Source organism: Streptomyces coelicoflavus, assembly GCF_003112555.1.
Classification (GTDB): domain Bacteria; phylum Actinomycetota; class Actinomycetes; order Streptomycetales; family Streptomycetaceae; genus Streptomyces; species Streptomyces coelicoflavus.
In genome coordinates, this window is the sequence record NZ_BEWB01000002.1 from 355821 (window position 1) to 370732 (window position 14912).

The 14912-nt window shown below is 72.2% G+C and carries 10 protein-coding genes; 4 read left to right on the forward strand and 6 right to left on the reverse strand.

The genetic code is table 11. The features are described from left to right. Positions 1-5: 5 nt before the first annotated feature. Complete coding sequence (locus Sco07f_RS01860; protein WP_007449879.1) at positions 6-1022, reverse strand: aspartate-semialdehyde dehydrogenase; 1017 nt, start codon at positions 1020-1022, stop codon at positions 6-8. Between the two features lie 266 nt (positions 1023-1288). Between Sco07f_RS01860 and Sco07f_RS01865 the strand changes: the two genes are divergently transcribed. Together Sco07f_RS01865 and Sco07f_RS01870 are read left to right on the forward strand one after the other, a co-directional pair. Continuing rightward, entirely contained in the window at positions 1289-1825 is a 537-nt protein-coding gene (locus Sco07f_RS01865; RefSeq protein ID WP_167467989.1) for an RNA polymerase sigma factor, read from the forward strand. Position 1826: 1 nt separating this feature from the next. Beyond that, positions 1827-2573: a hypothetical protein gene (locus tag Sco07f_RS01870; protein ID WP_108986748.1), complete on the forward strand. Its 747-nt coding sequence runs from the start codon at positions 1827-1829 to the stop codon at positions 2571-2573. Between the two features lie 73 nt (positions 2574-2646). Here the strand turns inward: Sco07f_RS01870 and Sco07f_RS01875 are convergent, their stop codons facing one another. Next, the gene (locus Sco07f_RS01875) at positions 2647-5949 is read right to left on the reverse strand and encodes a S8 family serine peptidase (RefSeq protein WP_108986749.1); all 3303 of its coding nucleotides are present in this window, start codon (positions 5947-5949) and stop codon (positions 2647-2649) included. 350 nt (positions 5950-6299) lie between these two features. Here Sco07f_RS01875 and Sco07f_RS01880 point away from each other — a divergent pair, with 350 nt between their 5' ends. Beyond that, positions 6300-7451 (forward strand): serine hydrolase domain-containing protein, encoded by a 1152-nt coding sequence (locus Sco07f_RS01880; RefSeq protein WP_108986750.1) that lies wholly within the window; start codon positions 6300-6302, stop codon positions 7449-7451. 47 nt (positions 7452-7498) lie between these two features. Here the strand turns inward: Sco07f_RS01880 and Sco07f_RS01885 are convergent, their stop codons facing one another. Both Sco07f_RS01885 and pepN read right to left on the reverse strand, forming a co-directional pair. Beyond that, positions 7499-8581 (reverse strand): hypothetical protein, encoded by a 1083-nt coding sequence (locus Sco07f_RS01885; RefSeq protein ID WP_167467990.1) that lies wholly within the window; start codon positions 8579-8581, stop codon positions 7499-7501. Positions 8582-8904: 323 nt separating this feature from the next. Further along, positions 8905-11478 (reverse strand): aminopeptidase N, encoded by a 2574-nt coding sequence (gene pepN, locus Sco07f_RS01890; RefSeq protein WP_167467991.1) that lies wholly within the window; start codon positions 11476-11478, stop codon positions 8905-8907. Between the two features lie 174 nt (positions 11479-11652). On the opposite strand from pepN, the gene Sco07f_RS01895 reads away from it, so the two are divergent. Continuing rightward, positions 11653-12291: a mycothiol-dependent nitroreductase Rv2466c family protein gene (locus tag Sco07f_RS01895; RefSeq protein WP_007449840.1), complete on the forward strand. Its 639-nt coding sequence runs from the start codon at positions 11653-11655 to the stop codon at positions 12289-12291. A gap of 122 nt (positions 12292-12413) precedes the next feature. Here Sco07f_RS01895 and Sco07f_RS01900 read toward each other — a convergent pair whose 3' ends face one another. Then, the gene (locus tag Sco07f_RS01900) at positions 12414-13055 is read right to left on the reverse strand and encodes a superoxide dismutase (RefSeq protein ID WP_108986752.1); all 642 of its coding nucleotides are present in this window, start codon (positions 13053-13055) and stop codon (positions 12414-12416) included. Positions 13056-13208: 153 nt separating this feature from the next. Next, the gene (locus Sco07f_RS01905) at positions 13209-14597 is read right to left on the reverse strand and encodes an amino acid permease (RefSeq protein ID WP_108986753.1); all 1389 of its coding nucleotides are present in this window, start codon (positions 14595-14597) and stop codon (positions 13209-13211) included. Between the last annotated feature and the right edge of the window lie 315 nt (positions 14598-14912).

The window sequence follows — 14912 nt, forward strand, 5'->3', positions numbered from 1 at the left end:
GGGCGTCAGCCCTTCAGCTCCGCCGCCACCAGCTCCGCGATCTGCACCGCGTTCAGGGCCGCGCCCTTGCGCAGGTTGTCGTTGGAGACGAACAGGGCCAGGCCGTGGTCCACGGTCTCGTCCTGGCGGACGCGGCCCACGTAGGACGGGTCCTGACCGGCCGCCTCCAGCGGGGTCGGTACCTCGGTGAGCGCGACGCCGGGGGCGCCGGCCAGCAGCTCCTTGGCGCGCTCCACGCTGATCGGGCGGGCGAAGCGGGCGTTGATCTGAAGGGAGTGGCCGCTGAAGACGGGCACCCGCACGCAGGTGCCGGACACCTTCAGCTCCGGGATCTCCAGGATCTTGCGGGACTCGTGGCGGAGCTTCTGCTCCTCGTCCGTCTCGTGCAGACCGTCGTCGACGATGGACCCGGCCAGCGGCAGCACGTTGTACGCGATCGGGGCCACGTACTTGTCCGGCTTCGGGAACTCGACCGCCGAACCGTCGTGGGTCAGCTTGGGGGCGTCCGCGCCCACCTTCTGGACCTGCTCGAACAGCTCGTCCACACCGGCCAGCCCGGAACCGGACACCGCCTGGTAGGTGGCGACGACGACGGCCTCCAGGCCCGCCTCCGCGTGCAGCGGACGCAGCACCGGCATCGCGGCCATCGTGGTGCAGTTCGGGTTGGCGATGATGCCCTTGGGGCGGTCGGCGATCGCGTGCGGGTTCACCTCGGACACCACCAGCGGAACCTCGGGGTCGCGGCGCCAGGCGGAGGAGTTGTCGATCACGACCGGGCCCTGCGAGGCGACCTTTTCGGCCAGTGCCTTGGAGGTGGCACCGCCCGCCGAGAAGAGCACGATGTCCAGGCCGGAGTAGTCGGCGGTGGCCGCGTCCTCCACCGTCACGCCGTCCAGCTCCTTGCCGGCGCTGCGGGCCGAGGCGAACAGGCGCAGCTCGGTGACGGGGAAGTCGCGCTCCGTGAGGATCCTGCGCATGACCGTGCCGACCTGACCGGTGGCTCCGACGATTCCGACCCTCACGGTGGCTCCTTCTCCGTTTGTGCGCGTGTCTTCACGCGCGCTTTGCTCGGCCGAGACTTTTCCATCATGGGGCGATGCCCGGCCCGCCTGTCCAATCCTTTGCACGGTGTTCCCGCACCTTGGGACGCGATGGCTCGGTCCGCCCCTGCCCATCCCTTCCCGCCCCACACGACGATGTGACGTACGCCTCGCGCGGAAAGGCGGCCGTCCGGGCGAACGTTTCGGGCCCCTCGCGCGTCGTAGGGGAAACGTGGCCGGGGGAGGAAATGGCTTTGCTGCGCAGAAGGGCCCGCCGCGGCCAGGGGGACGACGTACGCGACGACCCCCTGGACGCGGCGCAGGAACGCCGGGTGCGGGCGGTGCTCGCGCTCGGCGGGGTGCCGCAGGCGGACCTGCCGGACGGGGTGCAGCAGGTCCGCCTGCGGCTGCTGGAGCGGACGGCCAGTGGCCGCGAGGCGCCGCGCGACGTGTCCGCCTGGGCGGCGGTCGTCGCCTCCAACCTGGCCATGGACTGGCACCGGGCCAGGCGCCGCCAGGACCGGCTCGGGGAACGCCTGGCCGCGCTGCGCCAGACGGAGCACCCCGGCAACGAGGACGCCAGCGTCCTGTCCCTCGCCGTCGTGCAGGGCCTGGACGAGCTGCCGGACGCCCAGCGCCAGGTCCTCGTCCTGCGCTTCTACGCCGACCTGCCGGTACGCGGCATCGCCGAGGAGCTGGGCATCCCCGAGGGCACGGTCAAGAGCAGGCTGCACACGGCGGTCCGGGCCCTGCGCGCCCGCCTGCACGAGGACGAGGTGGTGTGAGATGGCCGCCGAACAGCACCCCGGTGGGTACGACGACGGGTACGACGCGCTGATGGCCGCGATCACCGGCGAGCCGCTGCCGCCGGACGCGGGGCCGGACGCCCACGGCGAGTACCGGTCGGCGACCGCCGACGTCGCGCTGCTGCGGGAGCAGCTCGACCTGCTCGGCGACGCCCTGGGCGACGCCGTTCCGCAGGACCGCCCCGCTCCGGCCCCGGTCCCGGCGCCGCGCCGCCGCCCCTTCCGCCTCGCCCTGGGCGTCCTCGCGGCGGCCTGCGCGGGTGTGGTCGTCACGGGCCTGGGCTGGCTGGTCGTGCAGAGCGGCAGCGGTGCCACCGACGACACGGCGGGCGGCAGCGCGGCCGACAAGTCCGCGGTACGGCCGGGGAACCCGAGCGCGGGCCAGGAGGCGGCCCTCGTCTTCGGCACCCCCCGCTACCTGGCCTGCGCCCGTCTCGTCGCCGAGGGCACGGTGACCGCCGCCGAACCCGTGCCGGGCGCCGCACGGCACCGGATCACGCTTCGGGTGACCCGCGCCCACGTGCCCGGGGGCGGCACCGGCCCGACGACGACGTTCGTCCTGGACGACGGCCTGGCCCGCCTCGCCCCCGGCGACCGGGTCCTCGTCGGCGTCCTGAGGGACCGGCCCACCGCCGACACGGTGATCACCGGCGACCGGAACATCGCCACCGCCCGCACCTGGATCACCGCTTCCCTCCCCGAGTCCCGCACCCTCACCTGCGACTGACCCACCGCCGGGAGCAAGCGGAAGGGGCGGGCGCCCAAGCCGGCGCGCCCGCCCCTCCCCGTACCGCACCGGACTACGGCACGACCTTCCCGATCCGCACGCTGCCCAGGCCCGCGACCGTGCCGTGGGCGTTGACCAGCTGGACCCGGCCGAAGAACTCACGGCCCTCCGGGGCGGCGGCCAGGGCCGTGACGCTGCCCGTCACCGTCGCCGAGTCGCCCGTGCCGAGCCGCACCGTCGCCGCGTCGTCCACGGTGACCGAGCCGAGACCGGCGGAGAAGTACACGTCCCGGTAGTCGTACTCCGTGCTGCCCGACGGCACCGAGTAGCCCGCGACCTCGACGGTGTACGTCCCGGCGGCCGGCTTCGTGATGGACACCGACTCCTCCGAGTCGCCGTCGGCGGACTGGGCGACGACCGCGCCGTCCTCGCCGTAGACCGTCAGGTCCAGGTCGGCGGCCGCGTCGGAGACCCCCCCGATGGCGACGTCCAGCGACTCGGCGCCCTCGGGCACCTCGACCGTGGAGGTGGCCGTCCCACCCTGCTCGATCGTCGGGCGGGACGTCTCGGAGGAGCCGAGCGGGCCGCCGACCAGCTTGCCCTCCAGGGCGGCGTACTCGTTGGTCACCGTCCAGGAGGCGTCCGCCGGGGTGCCGGCCTTGGCCTCGGGCACGGTCACGACCTCCGGGTCGAAGACCGCGCCGAGCACGGTGACGTCCAGCCGGTAGGGGTTGTCGAGCAGCGGCGAGGTGCGCCGGGCCTCGACCTCGACCTCCCAGACGCCGGGCTGCGGGTCGGCGTACGCGCGCACGTCGGGACGGCAGCCGTTGCCGTCGAGGTAGTTGTTGTAGCAGTACGGCGTGGAGGTGTTGTCGGACGGGACGCCGTACGGGTGGATGGAGATGAACCGGGTCTGGCTCCCGCCCTTGAGCCCGCCGATCGCCACCTCAAGCGACTTCGCGCCCTCGGGGACGGTCACGAAGTAGGACTCGGTGCTGTTGCGCTGCACCGAACCCTTCGCGGAGAAGTCGTACTTCAGCGGGGCGGAGACCACGACCGTGGTCAGGACCTGCTGGTCGACGCCCTCGGTGCGCGGGTCGTCGACCTCCAGGATCGCGCTCTTGAGACCGGCGGAGCCGGGCCGCGCCTCGACCTCGACGGTGACCGGCTCGTTCAGCGGCAGCCGCACCTCGTCCCGGCCCACGACGCGGAAGGTGTGACCGGCGTTGTTCTCGAAGTCCAGCTCGTGCCGGACCGCCCGGTCCGGTCCCGTGGTGCGGGTGAGCGTGATCTCGTACGTCTTCTTCTGCCCGGCCTTCAGACCGCCCTCGCGGTCGTACAGGCCGGTGCCGTGGCCCGGGGTCTCGAGGAACTGGTCGATCGCGGTGTCGACCGGTGCCTTCACCGTGTACTCGTGGGCGGTGGCGCCGCGCCGGATCGACTTCCAGGCGCCGGGGACGTCGATCAGACCCGCGCCCTCCTCGTACGCCTGCACGCCCCTGATGTGGTCGGCGGTGGAGGTCAGCGCCGTGCGCAGCTTCGCCGGGGTGAGGTCGATGCGGGCCTGCTTCGCCGCCGACAGGAGCAGCGCGGAGGCGCCCGCGGCCTGCGGGGAGGCCATCGAGGTGCCCTGGAGCATGCCGTAGCCGGCGGGCAGGTCGTAGCCCGCCTCGGGGACCGGGGCGCCGGGCATCCAGGTCTGGATGGAGTTGACCGCCGCGCCGGGCGCGGTCAGCGTCGGCGCGAAGCCGCCGTCCTCACGCGGGCCGCGCGAGGAGAACGGCATCATCTGGTACTTGGTCTTCACCTGGGAGCCGTAGTTGGCGGCCCAGGTCTCGCGGGAGATGGACGCGCCGACCGAGATCACCTTGTCGGCGAGGCCCGGGTCGCCGATGGTGTTGGCACCGGGGCCGGAGTTGCCCGCCGAGATGACCAACTGGACGCCGTAGGTGTCGATGAGCCGGGTGTACAGCTCGGCGCGGGCGTTGTTGCCGTCGTTGAGGGCGGGCAGGCCGCCGATCGACATGTTGACGATGTCGACGCCCCGGTTGACGACGAGGTCGATCATGCCCTCGGTGAGCGCGACGTTGGTGCAGCCGCCGCTCCACGTGCACGCGCGGGACGACACGATCTGCGCGCCGGGCGCGGCACCGTCCATGCGGCCGCCGAACAGCCCGTTGGCGGCGGCGAGTCCGGCGACGTGCGTGCCGTGCTCGGACTCGATGACGCCGATGTTGACGAAGTCGGCCTTGGCGCCCGCGGAGTTGACGACGACGTCCTTGCGGATCTCGACGACGAAGGGCTGGCGCTCGGCCACGTCCGTCTTCGGGTCGTCGGTGCCGAAGTACCCGACCTGGAAGCCGTCCTTGTAGGGCTTCATCGGGGTGTCGTCGGAGAAGTCGTGGTTGTCGTTCAGGTCGACGCGGACCGTGCCGGCCTTCGCGTCGTACAGGACGCCCCAGGAGTCGGTGGTGTCGCCGTCCCGGTTGGCGTCGCCCGCGGCATCACCGCCGGTGGTGTACGACTCCAGGAAGGTGCTGACCCGGTACGAGCCCGCGGGCGCCGTCCAGGTCTCGCCGCCGTAGGTGAAGGTGGGGCCGGAGACGGCGGTGGTCATCGGGCGCCAGGTGCGGTCGCCGTCGACCACCGGGTCGGTGGCGGTGACCCAGTCGACGATCTTGCGCTCGCCGGTGGTGGTCTTCTGGAGCGCCGGGTGGCCGAGGTCGACGCCGGAGTCGAGGATGCCGATGGTGACGCCGCGGCCGTCCGACTTCGGGTGCTTCCGCACGAAGTCGACGGCGCCCGTCTCGAAGGACGGGTTGTACGGGTTCTTCGCCGGGGTCCAGCGGTTCGGGCCGCGGTAGTGGTTCCGGCCCTTGTGGGACGCGGCGCCCTCGGCCGTGTCCGCGCTCGGCGTCGGGTCGTCGAGCGGGATCTCGTCGCGCAGGTCGATGCCGTCCACGGAGGAGAGCTTGGCGGCGGCGGCGATGACCGAGTCCGCCTTGGCGGTGGGCACGGTGGCGCGCACGTAGCCCAGCTCGTCGTAGGTGCGGCCGACGGTGCCGCCGGCGACCCCGTCCAGCTCCTTCGCCACCTGCTCGGTCCGGCCCGGCGCGGTGGCGACCATCATCGTGACGTTCTTCTCGCCGTCGGCCTTCGCCTCGGCGAGCAGGTCCGCGTCGCCGGAACCGAGCTTGTCGTGGGCGGACTTGACGGAGGTGCCGTCGGGCGGCGCGGTCGCCGCCGGGCCGTCGGCGGCGAGGGCCACGGGCACCGGCCCGACCGCGGCGAGCGCGGCGACGAGACCTGTGGCCAGGACGATCCGCGCCGCGCGTCTGGCGCCCGGTATCGGTTCCCGCTGGGGGCTGTTGGTCATCGGCATCCCTTGTAGAGGAAGGAACGTGCGGAGGAAGGAACACGCGGCTCGACCGGAACCGATCGGTCCCGGCCGAAACGGTCCGGAATCCGATCCCGGACGACCGCTCAGCCTGACGCAAGGGGACACCGTTTGGGGAGAGTTGTCCGGGACGGGATGGAGTCATGGCGTACTTCCGCCATACGCCACCGCGGACACAAGGGGCGGCCCGTGACAACCGTGGTGGCGGAGGGCCGAAAGGTGCTCAACCCTCCCGGACCCGGCAACCTTCCCGCCGCCCGCCGGGTCTCTCCCCCCGGACCGAGCAGAACGCAGCAGAGGACACGAAGGACACAGAGGACGGGGAAGACATGACCGCACGCGTACGAACCACCCTGGTGGCGGCCTGCGCCCTGGCGCTGTCGGCGGCACTGACCGCCCCGGCACTGGCCGCCCCGGCCGCGGCGCCCCCGGTCACCGACGGCCACGACGCGACCCGCCGCGCCCTGGAGGCAGCGGTCGCGGACGGCGTACCCGGTGTCACCGCCACCGCCCGCGACGGCCACCGCACCTGGTCCGGGACCGCCGGAGTGGGCGACCTGAGGACCGGCGAGCCGCGTTCCGAGCGGGACCGCTACCGGGTCGGGAGCATCACCAAGACGTTCGTCGCCACCGTCGTGCTCCAGTTGGAGGCCGAGGGCCGGCTCTCGCTGGACGACACCGTGGACGAGTGGCTGCCCGGCGTGGTCGAGGGCAACGGCAACGACGGGAAGCGCGTCACCCTGCGCCAGCTCCTGAACCACACGAGCGGCATCTACAACGTCACGTCCGACGAGGGTTTCGCCCGCACCTACTTCACCCGGGACGGCTTCTTCGAGCACCGCTACGACACGGTGACGCCGCGGCAGCTGGTGGCGATCGCCACGGCCCACGAGCCGGACTTCGCGCCCGGCACCGACTGGAACTACTCCAACACCAACTACATCCTGGCCGGCATGGTGATCGAGGAGGTCACCGGCCGCCCGTACGGCGACGAGGTGCGCCGCCGGATCATCGCCCCGCTCAAGCTGCGCGCCACGTCGGTCCCGGGCACCCGGACCACCCTGCCCCGGCCCAGCAGCCGCGCCTACTCGAAGCTGGACGGGACGGCGGCGGACCCGACCTACGACGTCACGCGGCTCAACCCGTCCCTGGCCGGCTCGGCGGGGGAGATGATCTCCAGCTCGGCGGACCTGAACCGCTTCTACACCGCCCTGCTCCGCGGCCGGCTGCTACCCGCCGAGCAGCTGGCCGAGATGACCACCACGGTCCCCGCGCGGCCGGGCGCCTCCTACGGCCTCGGACTGATCAAGCGGCGACTCGACTGCGGAGTGACCGTCTGGGGCCACGCCGGCGGCATCCACGGCTCCTCCTCGGAGGCGGTGACGACCCGGGACGGCCGGCACGCGCTCGCCCTCAACTTCAACGGCGACTGGTCGGGCGACAGCGACGCGGTGATCGACGCGGAGTTCTGCGGCGACTGATCCGGCGGCGTCCCGGTGGTCCCGGCGTCCCGACGGGACCACCGGGGCTACCGGGGCAGCACCACGACGTACGCGGCGGGCTCCCGGTCCCCGGCCGCCATCAACGCCGTACGCACGACGGCCGCCTGGTGCTCCGGGCAGTCCCGCAGCTTGCGCGGGGTGAGGTGCACGACCGTGATGCCGAGCCGCTCCAGGTGCTCGCGCTTGCGGGCGTGCTCCGCCCAGGCGGCGTCGTCCTCCTGCTTGCGGTGCGCCCGGGTGTCCAGCTCCAGCGCCACCGCCTGCTCGGGCCAGAACGCGTCCACACCACCCAGGTGGGGGCCGCCGGGCAGGCGCAGGTCGACGTTCCAGACCGGCTCCGGCAGGGCGTGCTCGCGCACCATCCGGTACAGGCGCTGTTCCGCCAGCGCCCGCCCCTCCGCGACCAGCGAGTCCACGGCGTCCACCACGTGCGGGCGGCTGAGCAGCCGGGCCCGGTTCAGCTCCCGCACCACGGCGGCCGGTTCGCAGTGCCCGCCGCGCACCGCCTCCGTCAGCAGCCGGCGCACGGTGCCCGGATCGGTCAGCTCCGCCACCGCGTCCGCCAGTGCCCGCGCCACCGGAGCAACCGGGACCCCGGTCAGCTCCACCGGAGTGGGCAGTGCCGTCGTGCGGACGATGCGCGCACAGCCCGTGGTCCGCAGCCGGCGCATGCGCGGGACCAGGACGTCGACCACGTCCAGGGACGGCAGCGGGGGAGCGGCGGAGAACCCGTGCAGCGTCAGCGCGGCCAGGCCCGTGATCATCGCCTCCGCGTAGGCGGACACGGGCGGGTGCTCCGCGCCCGGCTGGACCGGCACCGAGACGGACACCGCGGGCGCCGCACCGGAGGCCGGGCCCGCGCCGCGGTCCCGCGCCGCGTACAGGAGCACCGCGTGCAGACGCTCCTCGCTGGTCGGCGGGCCCGGGTGCAGCAGGACGACGTTCGGCAGCAACTGCTGCCAGGGACCGCCCGGCCGGCACTGCTCGTTGGTCTCCGCGGCGGAGACGCCGTGCGCCCGCAACTGGGCGACCGTCATCGGCCGGCGCCGGCCGTCGGCCAGCGAGTGAAGCGGGCGGGGGCGGGGGGAGAGCGGGGTGTTGTGCGTCATGACCAGCAATTTCCCGCGCCCGATCCGCCCCTTAACCGCTGTTACAAGCCCATCGCCGAACCGGGACAAGCCCGCCCTAAAGGACGGGTGTTCGGATGCCGAAAACCCCTGGTCCGCCACCGTGCGGCCCAGGGGTTACGGCTGCCATTGCCCGAATTCCGTAACGACGACGGAACGCTCAACCGTTGGCCAAAGCAAGGGTGCTCATGTCACGTCGGGGCACTGTGGCGCCCCGAAGGGGTGCGGGGCCGTGTCGATGTGCGGCTCCGCCGCGTGGGCGCGACAGGCCACGACGCACCCGCACCCGGCGACCAACAGAACCCCTACGCACCCCCGTCGCAGGCCTGCGCCCGCAGAGCCCGCGCCAGATCGTCCCGAGCCTCCAGCACCAGCCTCCGCAACGCCGGCGCCGCCTCCTCGTGCGCGGACAGCCACGCGTCGGTCGCGTCCAGCGTGTCCCGGGAGTCCCGCAGCGACGGGAACAGCCCCCGGACCACGTCCATCCCGATCTGGATGGACCGCTCGGCCCACACCCGCTCGATCGCCGCGAAGTACTTCTCGGTGTACGGCGCGAGCAGCTCCCGCTGCGAGGGCTGCGCGAAGCCGGCGATGGTCGCCTCCACCAGCGCGTTGGACAGCGCGTCGGACTCCACCACCTGCGCCCAGGCCTGCGCCTTCACCGCCGGGGACGGCCGCGAGGCCAGGCAGCGGACCTGGTGCCGCTTGCCGGAGGCCGTGTCGTCGCGGGCCAGTTCGGCGGCCAGGACACCCTCGTCGGCCCCGCCGTGGGCGGCGAGCGGCGCGAGGAAGGTCCAGCGCAGCTCCTGGTCCACGTCGAGGCCGTCGATCTTGTCGGTGCCCTCCAGCAGCCCCCGCAGCACCAGGAGGTCCGCCTCCTCGGACGCCACCGACGCGAAGAACCGCGCCCACGCCAGCTGCTGCTCGCTGCCCGGTGCCGCGTCCCGCAGCTCGCGCAGCGCGCCCTCGGCGAGCAGCCGGCCGCCCGTCCCGCGCCAGTCGGGGGCGGCGTAGTGCACCAGCGCCGAGCCGGTCCAGGCGTGCAGCATCTGCAGGACGCCGATGTCGGACTCGCGGCCCGCGAACCGCAGCACCAGCCCGGCGAAGTCCCGGGCCGGCAGCAGTGCGTCCCGCGTCATGTTCCACAGCGCCGACCAGCACAGGGCGCGGGCCAGCGGGTCCGTCAGCGCGCCCAGGTGCTCGCGCAGGGTCGCCAGCGAGGTGGCGTCGAACCGCGTCTTGCAGTACGTGAGGTCGTCGTCGTTGACCAGGACCAGCTCCGGCGCCTCGGCACCGGCCAGCTCCGCGACCACCGTGCGCGGCCCCTCGACGTCCACCTCGGCACGCGCGTACCGCTCCAGGGCGCCCTCGGCCGTACGCCGGTACAGGCCCACCGCGACGCGGTGCGGGCGCAGTTCGGGGTGCGACTCGGCGGCCTCCTGCACCACGGCCAGCTCGTCGACCGTGCCCGCCGCGCTCAGCAGCACCTGCGGGGTCAGCGAGTTGACCCCCGCCGTCTGGAGCCAGGAGCGCGACCAGGCCGCCATGTCCCGGCCGCTGGTCTCCTCCAGCACCGACAGCAGGTCGCCCAGGCGCGTGTTGCCGTACGCGTGCCGCTTGAAGTAGCGCCGCGCGCCCTCCAGGAACGCGTCCTGCCCGACGTACGCCACCAGCTGCTTGAGCGCGGAGGCGCCCTTGGCGTAGGTGATGCCGTCGAAGTTGAGCTTGGCGTCCTCCAGGTCACGGATGTCGGCCGTGATCGGGTGCGTGGAGGGCAGCTGGTCGGCGCGGTACGCCCAGGCCTTGCGGCGGTTGGCGAAGGTGATCCAGGCGTCCTCGAAGCGGGTCGCGTTGACGTTGGCGAACGCGCCCATGAAGTCGGCGAAGGACTCCTTCAGCCACAGGTCGTCCCACCACTCCATGGTCACGAGGTCGCCGAACCACATGTGCGCCATCTCGTGCAGGATCGTGTTGGCGCGGCCCTCGTACGACGCCCGCGTCACCTTCCCGCGGAAGATGTACTCCTCCCGGAAGGTGACCATCCCCGGGTTCTCCATCGCGCCGAGGTTGTACTCCGGCACGAACGCCTGGTCGTACTTCCCGAAGGGGTACGGGTAGTCGAAGTGGTCGTGGAAGAAGTCCAGGCCCTGCTTGGTGATCAGGAAGACGTCGTCGGCGTCGAAGTGCGGGGCCAGGCCCTTGCGGCACAGGGCGCCGAGCGGGATCTCCAGCCGCGTACCGTCCTCGAGCACGCGCTCGTAGGAGTCCGTGACGTAGTGGTACGGCCCCGCGACCACGCACGTGATGTACGTCGAGATCGGCTTCGTCTCCGCGAACCGCCACACCCCGTCGGCGCGTGCGCCCGCGCCGTTGGACCACACCGTCCACTCCTCGGGCGCGCGCACCTCGAAGCGGAAGGGGGCCTTGAGGTCCGGCTGCTCGAAGTTCGCGAACACCCGGCGGGAGTCGGCCGGCTCGTACTGGGTGTACAGGTACACCTCGCCGTCCTCGGGGTCGACGAAGCGGTGCATTCCCTCGCCGGTGCGGGAGTAGGCGCACTGGGCGTCGACCACCAGCTCGTTGTCGGCGGCCAGGTCCTCCAGGAGGATCCGGGAGCCGTCGAAGACCTCGCTCGGGTCGAGGTCGCGGCCGTTCAGCGAGACGGCGGTGACGCTCGGGGCGATCAGGTCGGCGAAGCTGCTCGCGCCGGGCTCGTTGCAGCGGAAGCGGATCGTGGTGACGGACCGGAACGTGCGCGGCCCCTCGCCCCGGGCGTCACCGATGGCCGAGCGCACGTCGAGGGACACCTCGTACCCGTCGACGGACAGCAGGGCGGCCCGCTCCCGGGCCTCGTCGCGGGACAGATTCTCACCGGGCACGGGCGGCACTCCCTCGGGTGGTGTTCGGTATGTGAGTGGTGTTGCGGGTGATGTTCAGTATGCGGACAGCCCCGATCCTGCCATGCGCCCCTGACGCGCGGCAGCCGGGAATGAGCGGGCCGGCCGGTCGGTTGCCCCGACAAACGGCTACTCGCGCGCCTCAAGAGGAGAGACATGTCCGAGAAGACGCCTGTCGACTTCTGGTTCGACCCGCTGTGCCCCTGGGCCTGGATGACCTCCCGCTGGGTCCTGGAGGTGGAGAAGGTCAGGGACATCGAGGTCCGCTGGCACCTGATGAGCCTGGCCGTCCTCAACGAGGACAAGCTCGACGAGCTGCCCGCGGAGTACCGCGAGATGCTGGAGGTCAAGGCCTGGGGCCCGGTCCGCGTCGTCATCGCGGCCCAGGAGGAGCACGGCGCCGAGGTGCTCGGCGACCTCTACACGGCGCTCGGCACCCGCATCCACAACCAGGAGGAGGGCCCGGGCAGGGAGACGGTCGCCGCCGCCCTGAAGGACGTCGGTCTGCCCGAGTCCCTGATGGACCACTGGGACGACACCCCCTACGAGCCCCAGCTGCGCGCCTCCCACAAGGAGGGCATCGACAAGGTCGGCCAGGAGGTCGGCACCCCGGTCATCGCCGTGCCCGGCGCCGACGGCGGACAGCTCGCCTTCTTCGGCCCGGTCGTCACCCCCGCACCCAAGGGCGAGGACGCGGCCAAGCTCTGGGACGGCACCCTCGCCGTGGCCTCCGTGCCGGGCTTCTACGAGATCAAGCGGACCCGCACCAAGGGCCCGGACTTCAGCAACCTGTAGGCGGCGTTCCCGCACGGAAAGCCCCCGCGAGTCACGTCCTCGCGGGGGCTTCCCTCATTCCGCCCGCCCGGTGAAGGTTGAGAAGACGATCACGAGGCAGGACGACCGGGGGCGGCCGGCTCTCAGGGAGCCAGCAGCAGCGTGTTGGTCCGGGACTTGGCGGCCTCGTAGCGCCTGGCCACGTCCTGCCAGTTGACGACGGCCCACATGGCGTCGATGAAGTCGACCTTCTGGTTCTTGTACTGAAGGTAGAAGGCGTGCTCCCAGGCGTCGAAGACCAGGATCGGGGTGGAGCCCTGGCCGACGTTGCCCTGGTGGTCGTAGATCTGCTCGACGATCAGCCGGCCGCTCAGCGGCTCGTAGGCGAGGACGCCCCAGCCCGAGCCCTGGGTGGTCGCGGCGGCCTTGGTGAGCTGCGCCTTGAAACCGGCGAAGGAGCCGAAGGACTCGGCGATCGCACCGGCCAGCTCGCCCACGCCGTCCTGGTCGAGGGGCTCGCCGCCGCCGTCGCCGGTCATGTTGTGCCAGTAGATCGAGTGCAGGATGTGGCCGGAGAGGTGGAAGGCCAGGTTCTTCTCCAGGCCGTTGATCGAGCCCCACGTCTCCTTGTCCCGCGCCTCGGCAAGCTGTTCCAGCGTGTCGTTGGCGCCCTTGACGTACGCGGCGTGGTGCTTGTCGTGGTGCAGCTCGATGATCTCGGGACTGATCACGGGAGCCAGCGCGGAGTAGTCGTACGGCAGTTCAGGAAGCGTGTAGACGGACATGGCGGATCCCCTCCGACCTCTTATTGCAAAAGGCTTGCAAGTGCACGCTAACAGCAAGAGGGTGGAAAGGGGTGGAGGGGCGTGCCGCGACACACGGAAGGGCCCCCGCACACGACCGTGCGGAGGCCCTCGGTGGAGCGCCGGGCTCTGCGGCTAGCCGAGGCGGGCCGCCCGGCGCCGCTGCCGGAGACAACCCGCGGCCGCCAGGACCAGCGTCATCCCGCCCGTCGAGTACAGCTGCACCCGCGTGTCCGGCTCGCGGGCCATCAGCACGAACACCGCGGCCATGCCGGCCAGCGCCACCCAGGTCAGCCACGGGAAGAGCCACATGCGCACGACCAGCTTCTCGGGCGCCTCCCGCTCCAGGCGGCGGCGCAGCCGCAGCTGCGCGGCGGCGATGAAGATCCAGACGACCAGGATGACCGCGCCGATCATGTTCAGCAGCCAGGAGAAGACGTCGTCCGGCCGCCAGTAGCTGAGCAGCACGCAGCCGAAGCCGAACAGGGAGGAGACCAGCACCGCGACCCGCGGCACCCCGCCCGACACCCGGCCCAGCACCCTCGGCCCCTGGCCCCGCTCGACCAGCGAGTAGCCGATGCGGGAGGCGCCGTAGATGTTGGCGTTCATCGCGCTGAGCAGCGCGACCAGGACCACGACGTTCATGAGCTGACCCGCGCCCGGGATGCCCAGCTCGTCCAGGGCGGCGACGTACGGGCCCTTCTCGACGACCTCGGGGGAGTCCCACGGGACCAGGGTCACGATGACCGCCATCGAGCCGATGTAGAACAGCGCGATGCGCCACATCGCCGTCCGCACGGCACTGGCCACGCCCCTGACCGGGTTCTCCGACTCGGCGGCCGCGATGGTCACGGTCTCCAGGCCGCCGTAGGCGAACACCGAGGCGAGCAGGCCGATGATCAGACCGTTGCCGCCGTTGGGCAGGAAGTCGCCCAGGTGGGAGGCGCCGGGCGAGTCGGTGCCCGGCAGGACGCCGCAGATCGCCAGCACGCCGAGCACCAGGAACAGCGAGATCGCGCCGACCTTGAGCGCGGCGAACCAGAACTCGAACTCGCCGAAGTTCTTCACGGCGGCCAGGTTCGTCCCGCAGAACACCACCATGAACAGCGCCACCCACGCCCACTCGGGCGTACCGGGCAGCCAGCCGTGCACGATCTGCGCCGCGCCGATGCCCTCCAGGCCGACCGCCGTGCACAGCAGCACCCAGAACGCCCAGCCCGCGGTGAAACCGGCCCAGGGGCCGATCGCCCGCTCGGCGTGCGCGGAGAAGGAACCGGACGACGGATACGCGGCGGACATCTCGCCCAGCATCCGCATCACCAGCATCACGAGGAGGCCGGAGGCGGTGTAGGCGACGACGATCGAGGGCCCGGCGGCGGCGATGCCGGCCCCGGAACCGACGAACAGCCCGGCGCCGATCACGCCGCCCAGGGCGATCATCGACAGGTGGCGCTGCTTGAGGCCGTGGGAGAGGGAGGCGTCCGCCGGCTGCTGGGGCGCCTCGGTGGTGGTGCTGTTGGACATGGAGCGGCTCGTCCAATGCGTGGGGGGGCGGATGGGGACGGTGGGGGGTGGAGCAGGGTGGGGCTGAGTGGGGCTGGGGTGGGGCTGGGGTGGGGGCTGGGCAGGGCAAAAGCGCCCACAGTCTCCGGTCTCGTGTCGCGCGGCGACAGCGGCTGCCCACGATGCGGACGGACTGGACACGGAACGCGATCATCCGAATACGTCGTTCCGTTTGCGGGTGCGCCCGGGTGACGCCCGCCTCACCTTCTCGGTGACCGGTGTCACCCGCGACCGGGTGTATCCCGCACCCTTTGTCGGGAGCCCACCAAGACGACG

What these genes read in the sequence shown, in the direction of transcription:
- Sco07f_RS01865 (WP_167467989.1), top strand. Translation starts at nt 1,289, where the DNA reads ATGGCTTTGCTGCGCAGAAGGGCCCGCCGCGGCCAGGGGGACGACGTA.
- Sco07f_RS01870 (WP_108986748.1), top strand. Translation starts at nt 1,827, where the DNA reads ATGGCCGCCGAACAGCACCCCGGTGGGTACGACGACGGGTACGACGCG.
- Sco07f_RS01875 (WP_108986749.1), bottom strand. Translation starts at nt 5,949, where the DNA reads ATGACCAACAGCCCCCAGCGGGAACCGATACCGGGCGCCAGACGCGCG.
- Sco07f_RS01880 (WP_108986750.1), top strand. Translation starts at nt 6,300, where the DNA reads ATGACCGCACGCGTACGAACCACCCTGGTGGCGGCCTGCGCCCTGGCG.
- Sco07f_RS01885 (WP_167467990.1), bottom strand. Translation starts at nt 8,581, where the DNA reads ATGACGCACAACACCCCGCTCTCCCCCCGCCCCCGCCCGCTTCACTCG.
- Sco07f_RS01895 (WP_007449840.1), top strand. Translation starts at nt 11,653, where the DNA reads ATGTCCGAGAAGACGCCTGTCGACTTCTGGTTCGACCCGCTGTGCCCC.
- Sco07f_RS01900 (WP_108986752.1), bottom strand. Translation starts at nt 13,055, where the DNA reads ATGTCCGTCTACACGCTTCCTGAACTGCCGTACGACTACTCCGCGCTG.
- Sco07f_RS01905 (WP_108986753.1), bottom strand. Translation starts at nt 14,597, where the DNA reads ATGTCCAACAGCACCACCACCGAGGCGCCCCAGCAGCCGGCGGACGCC.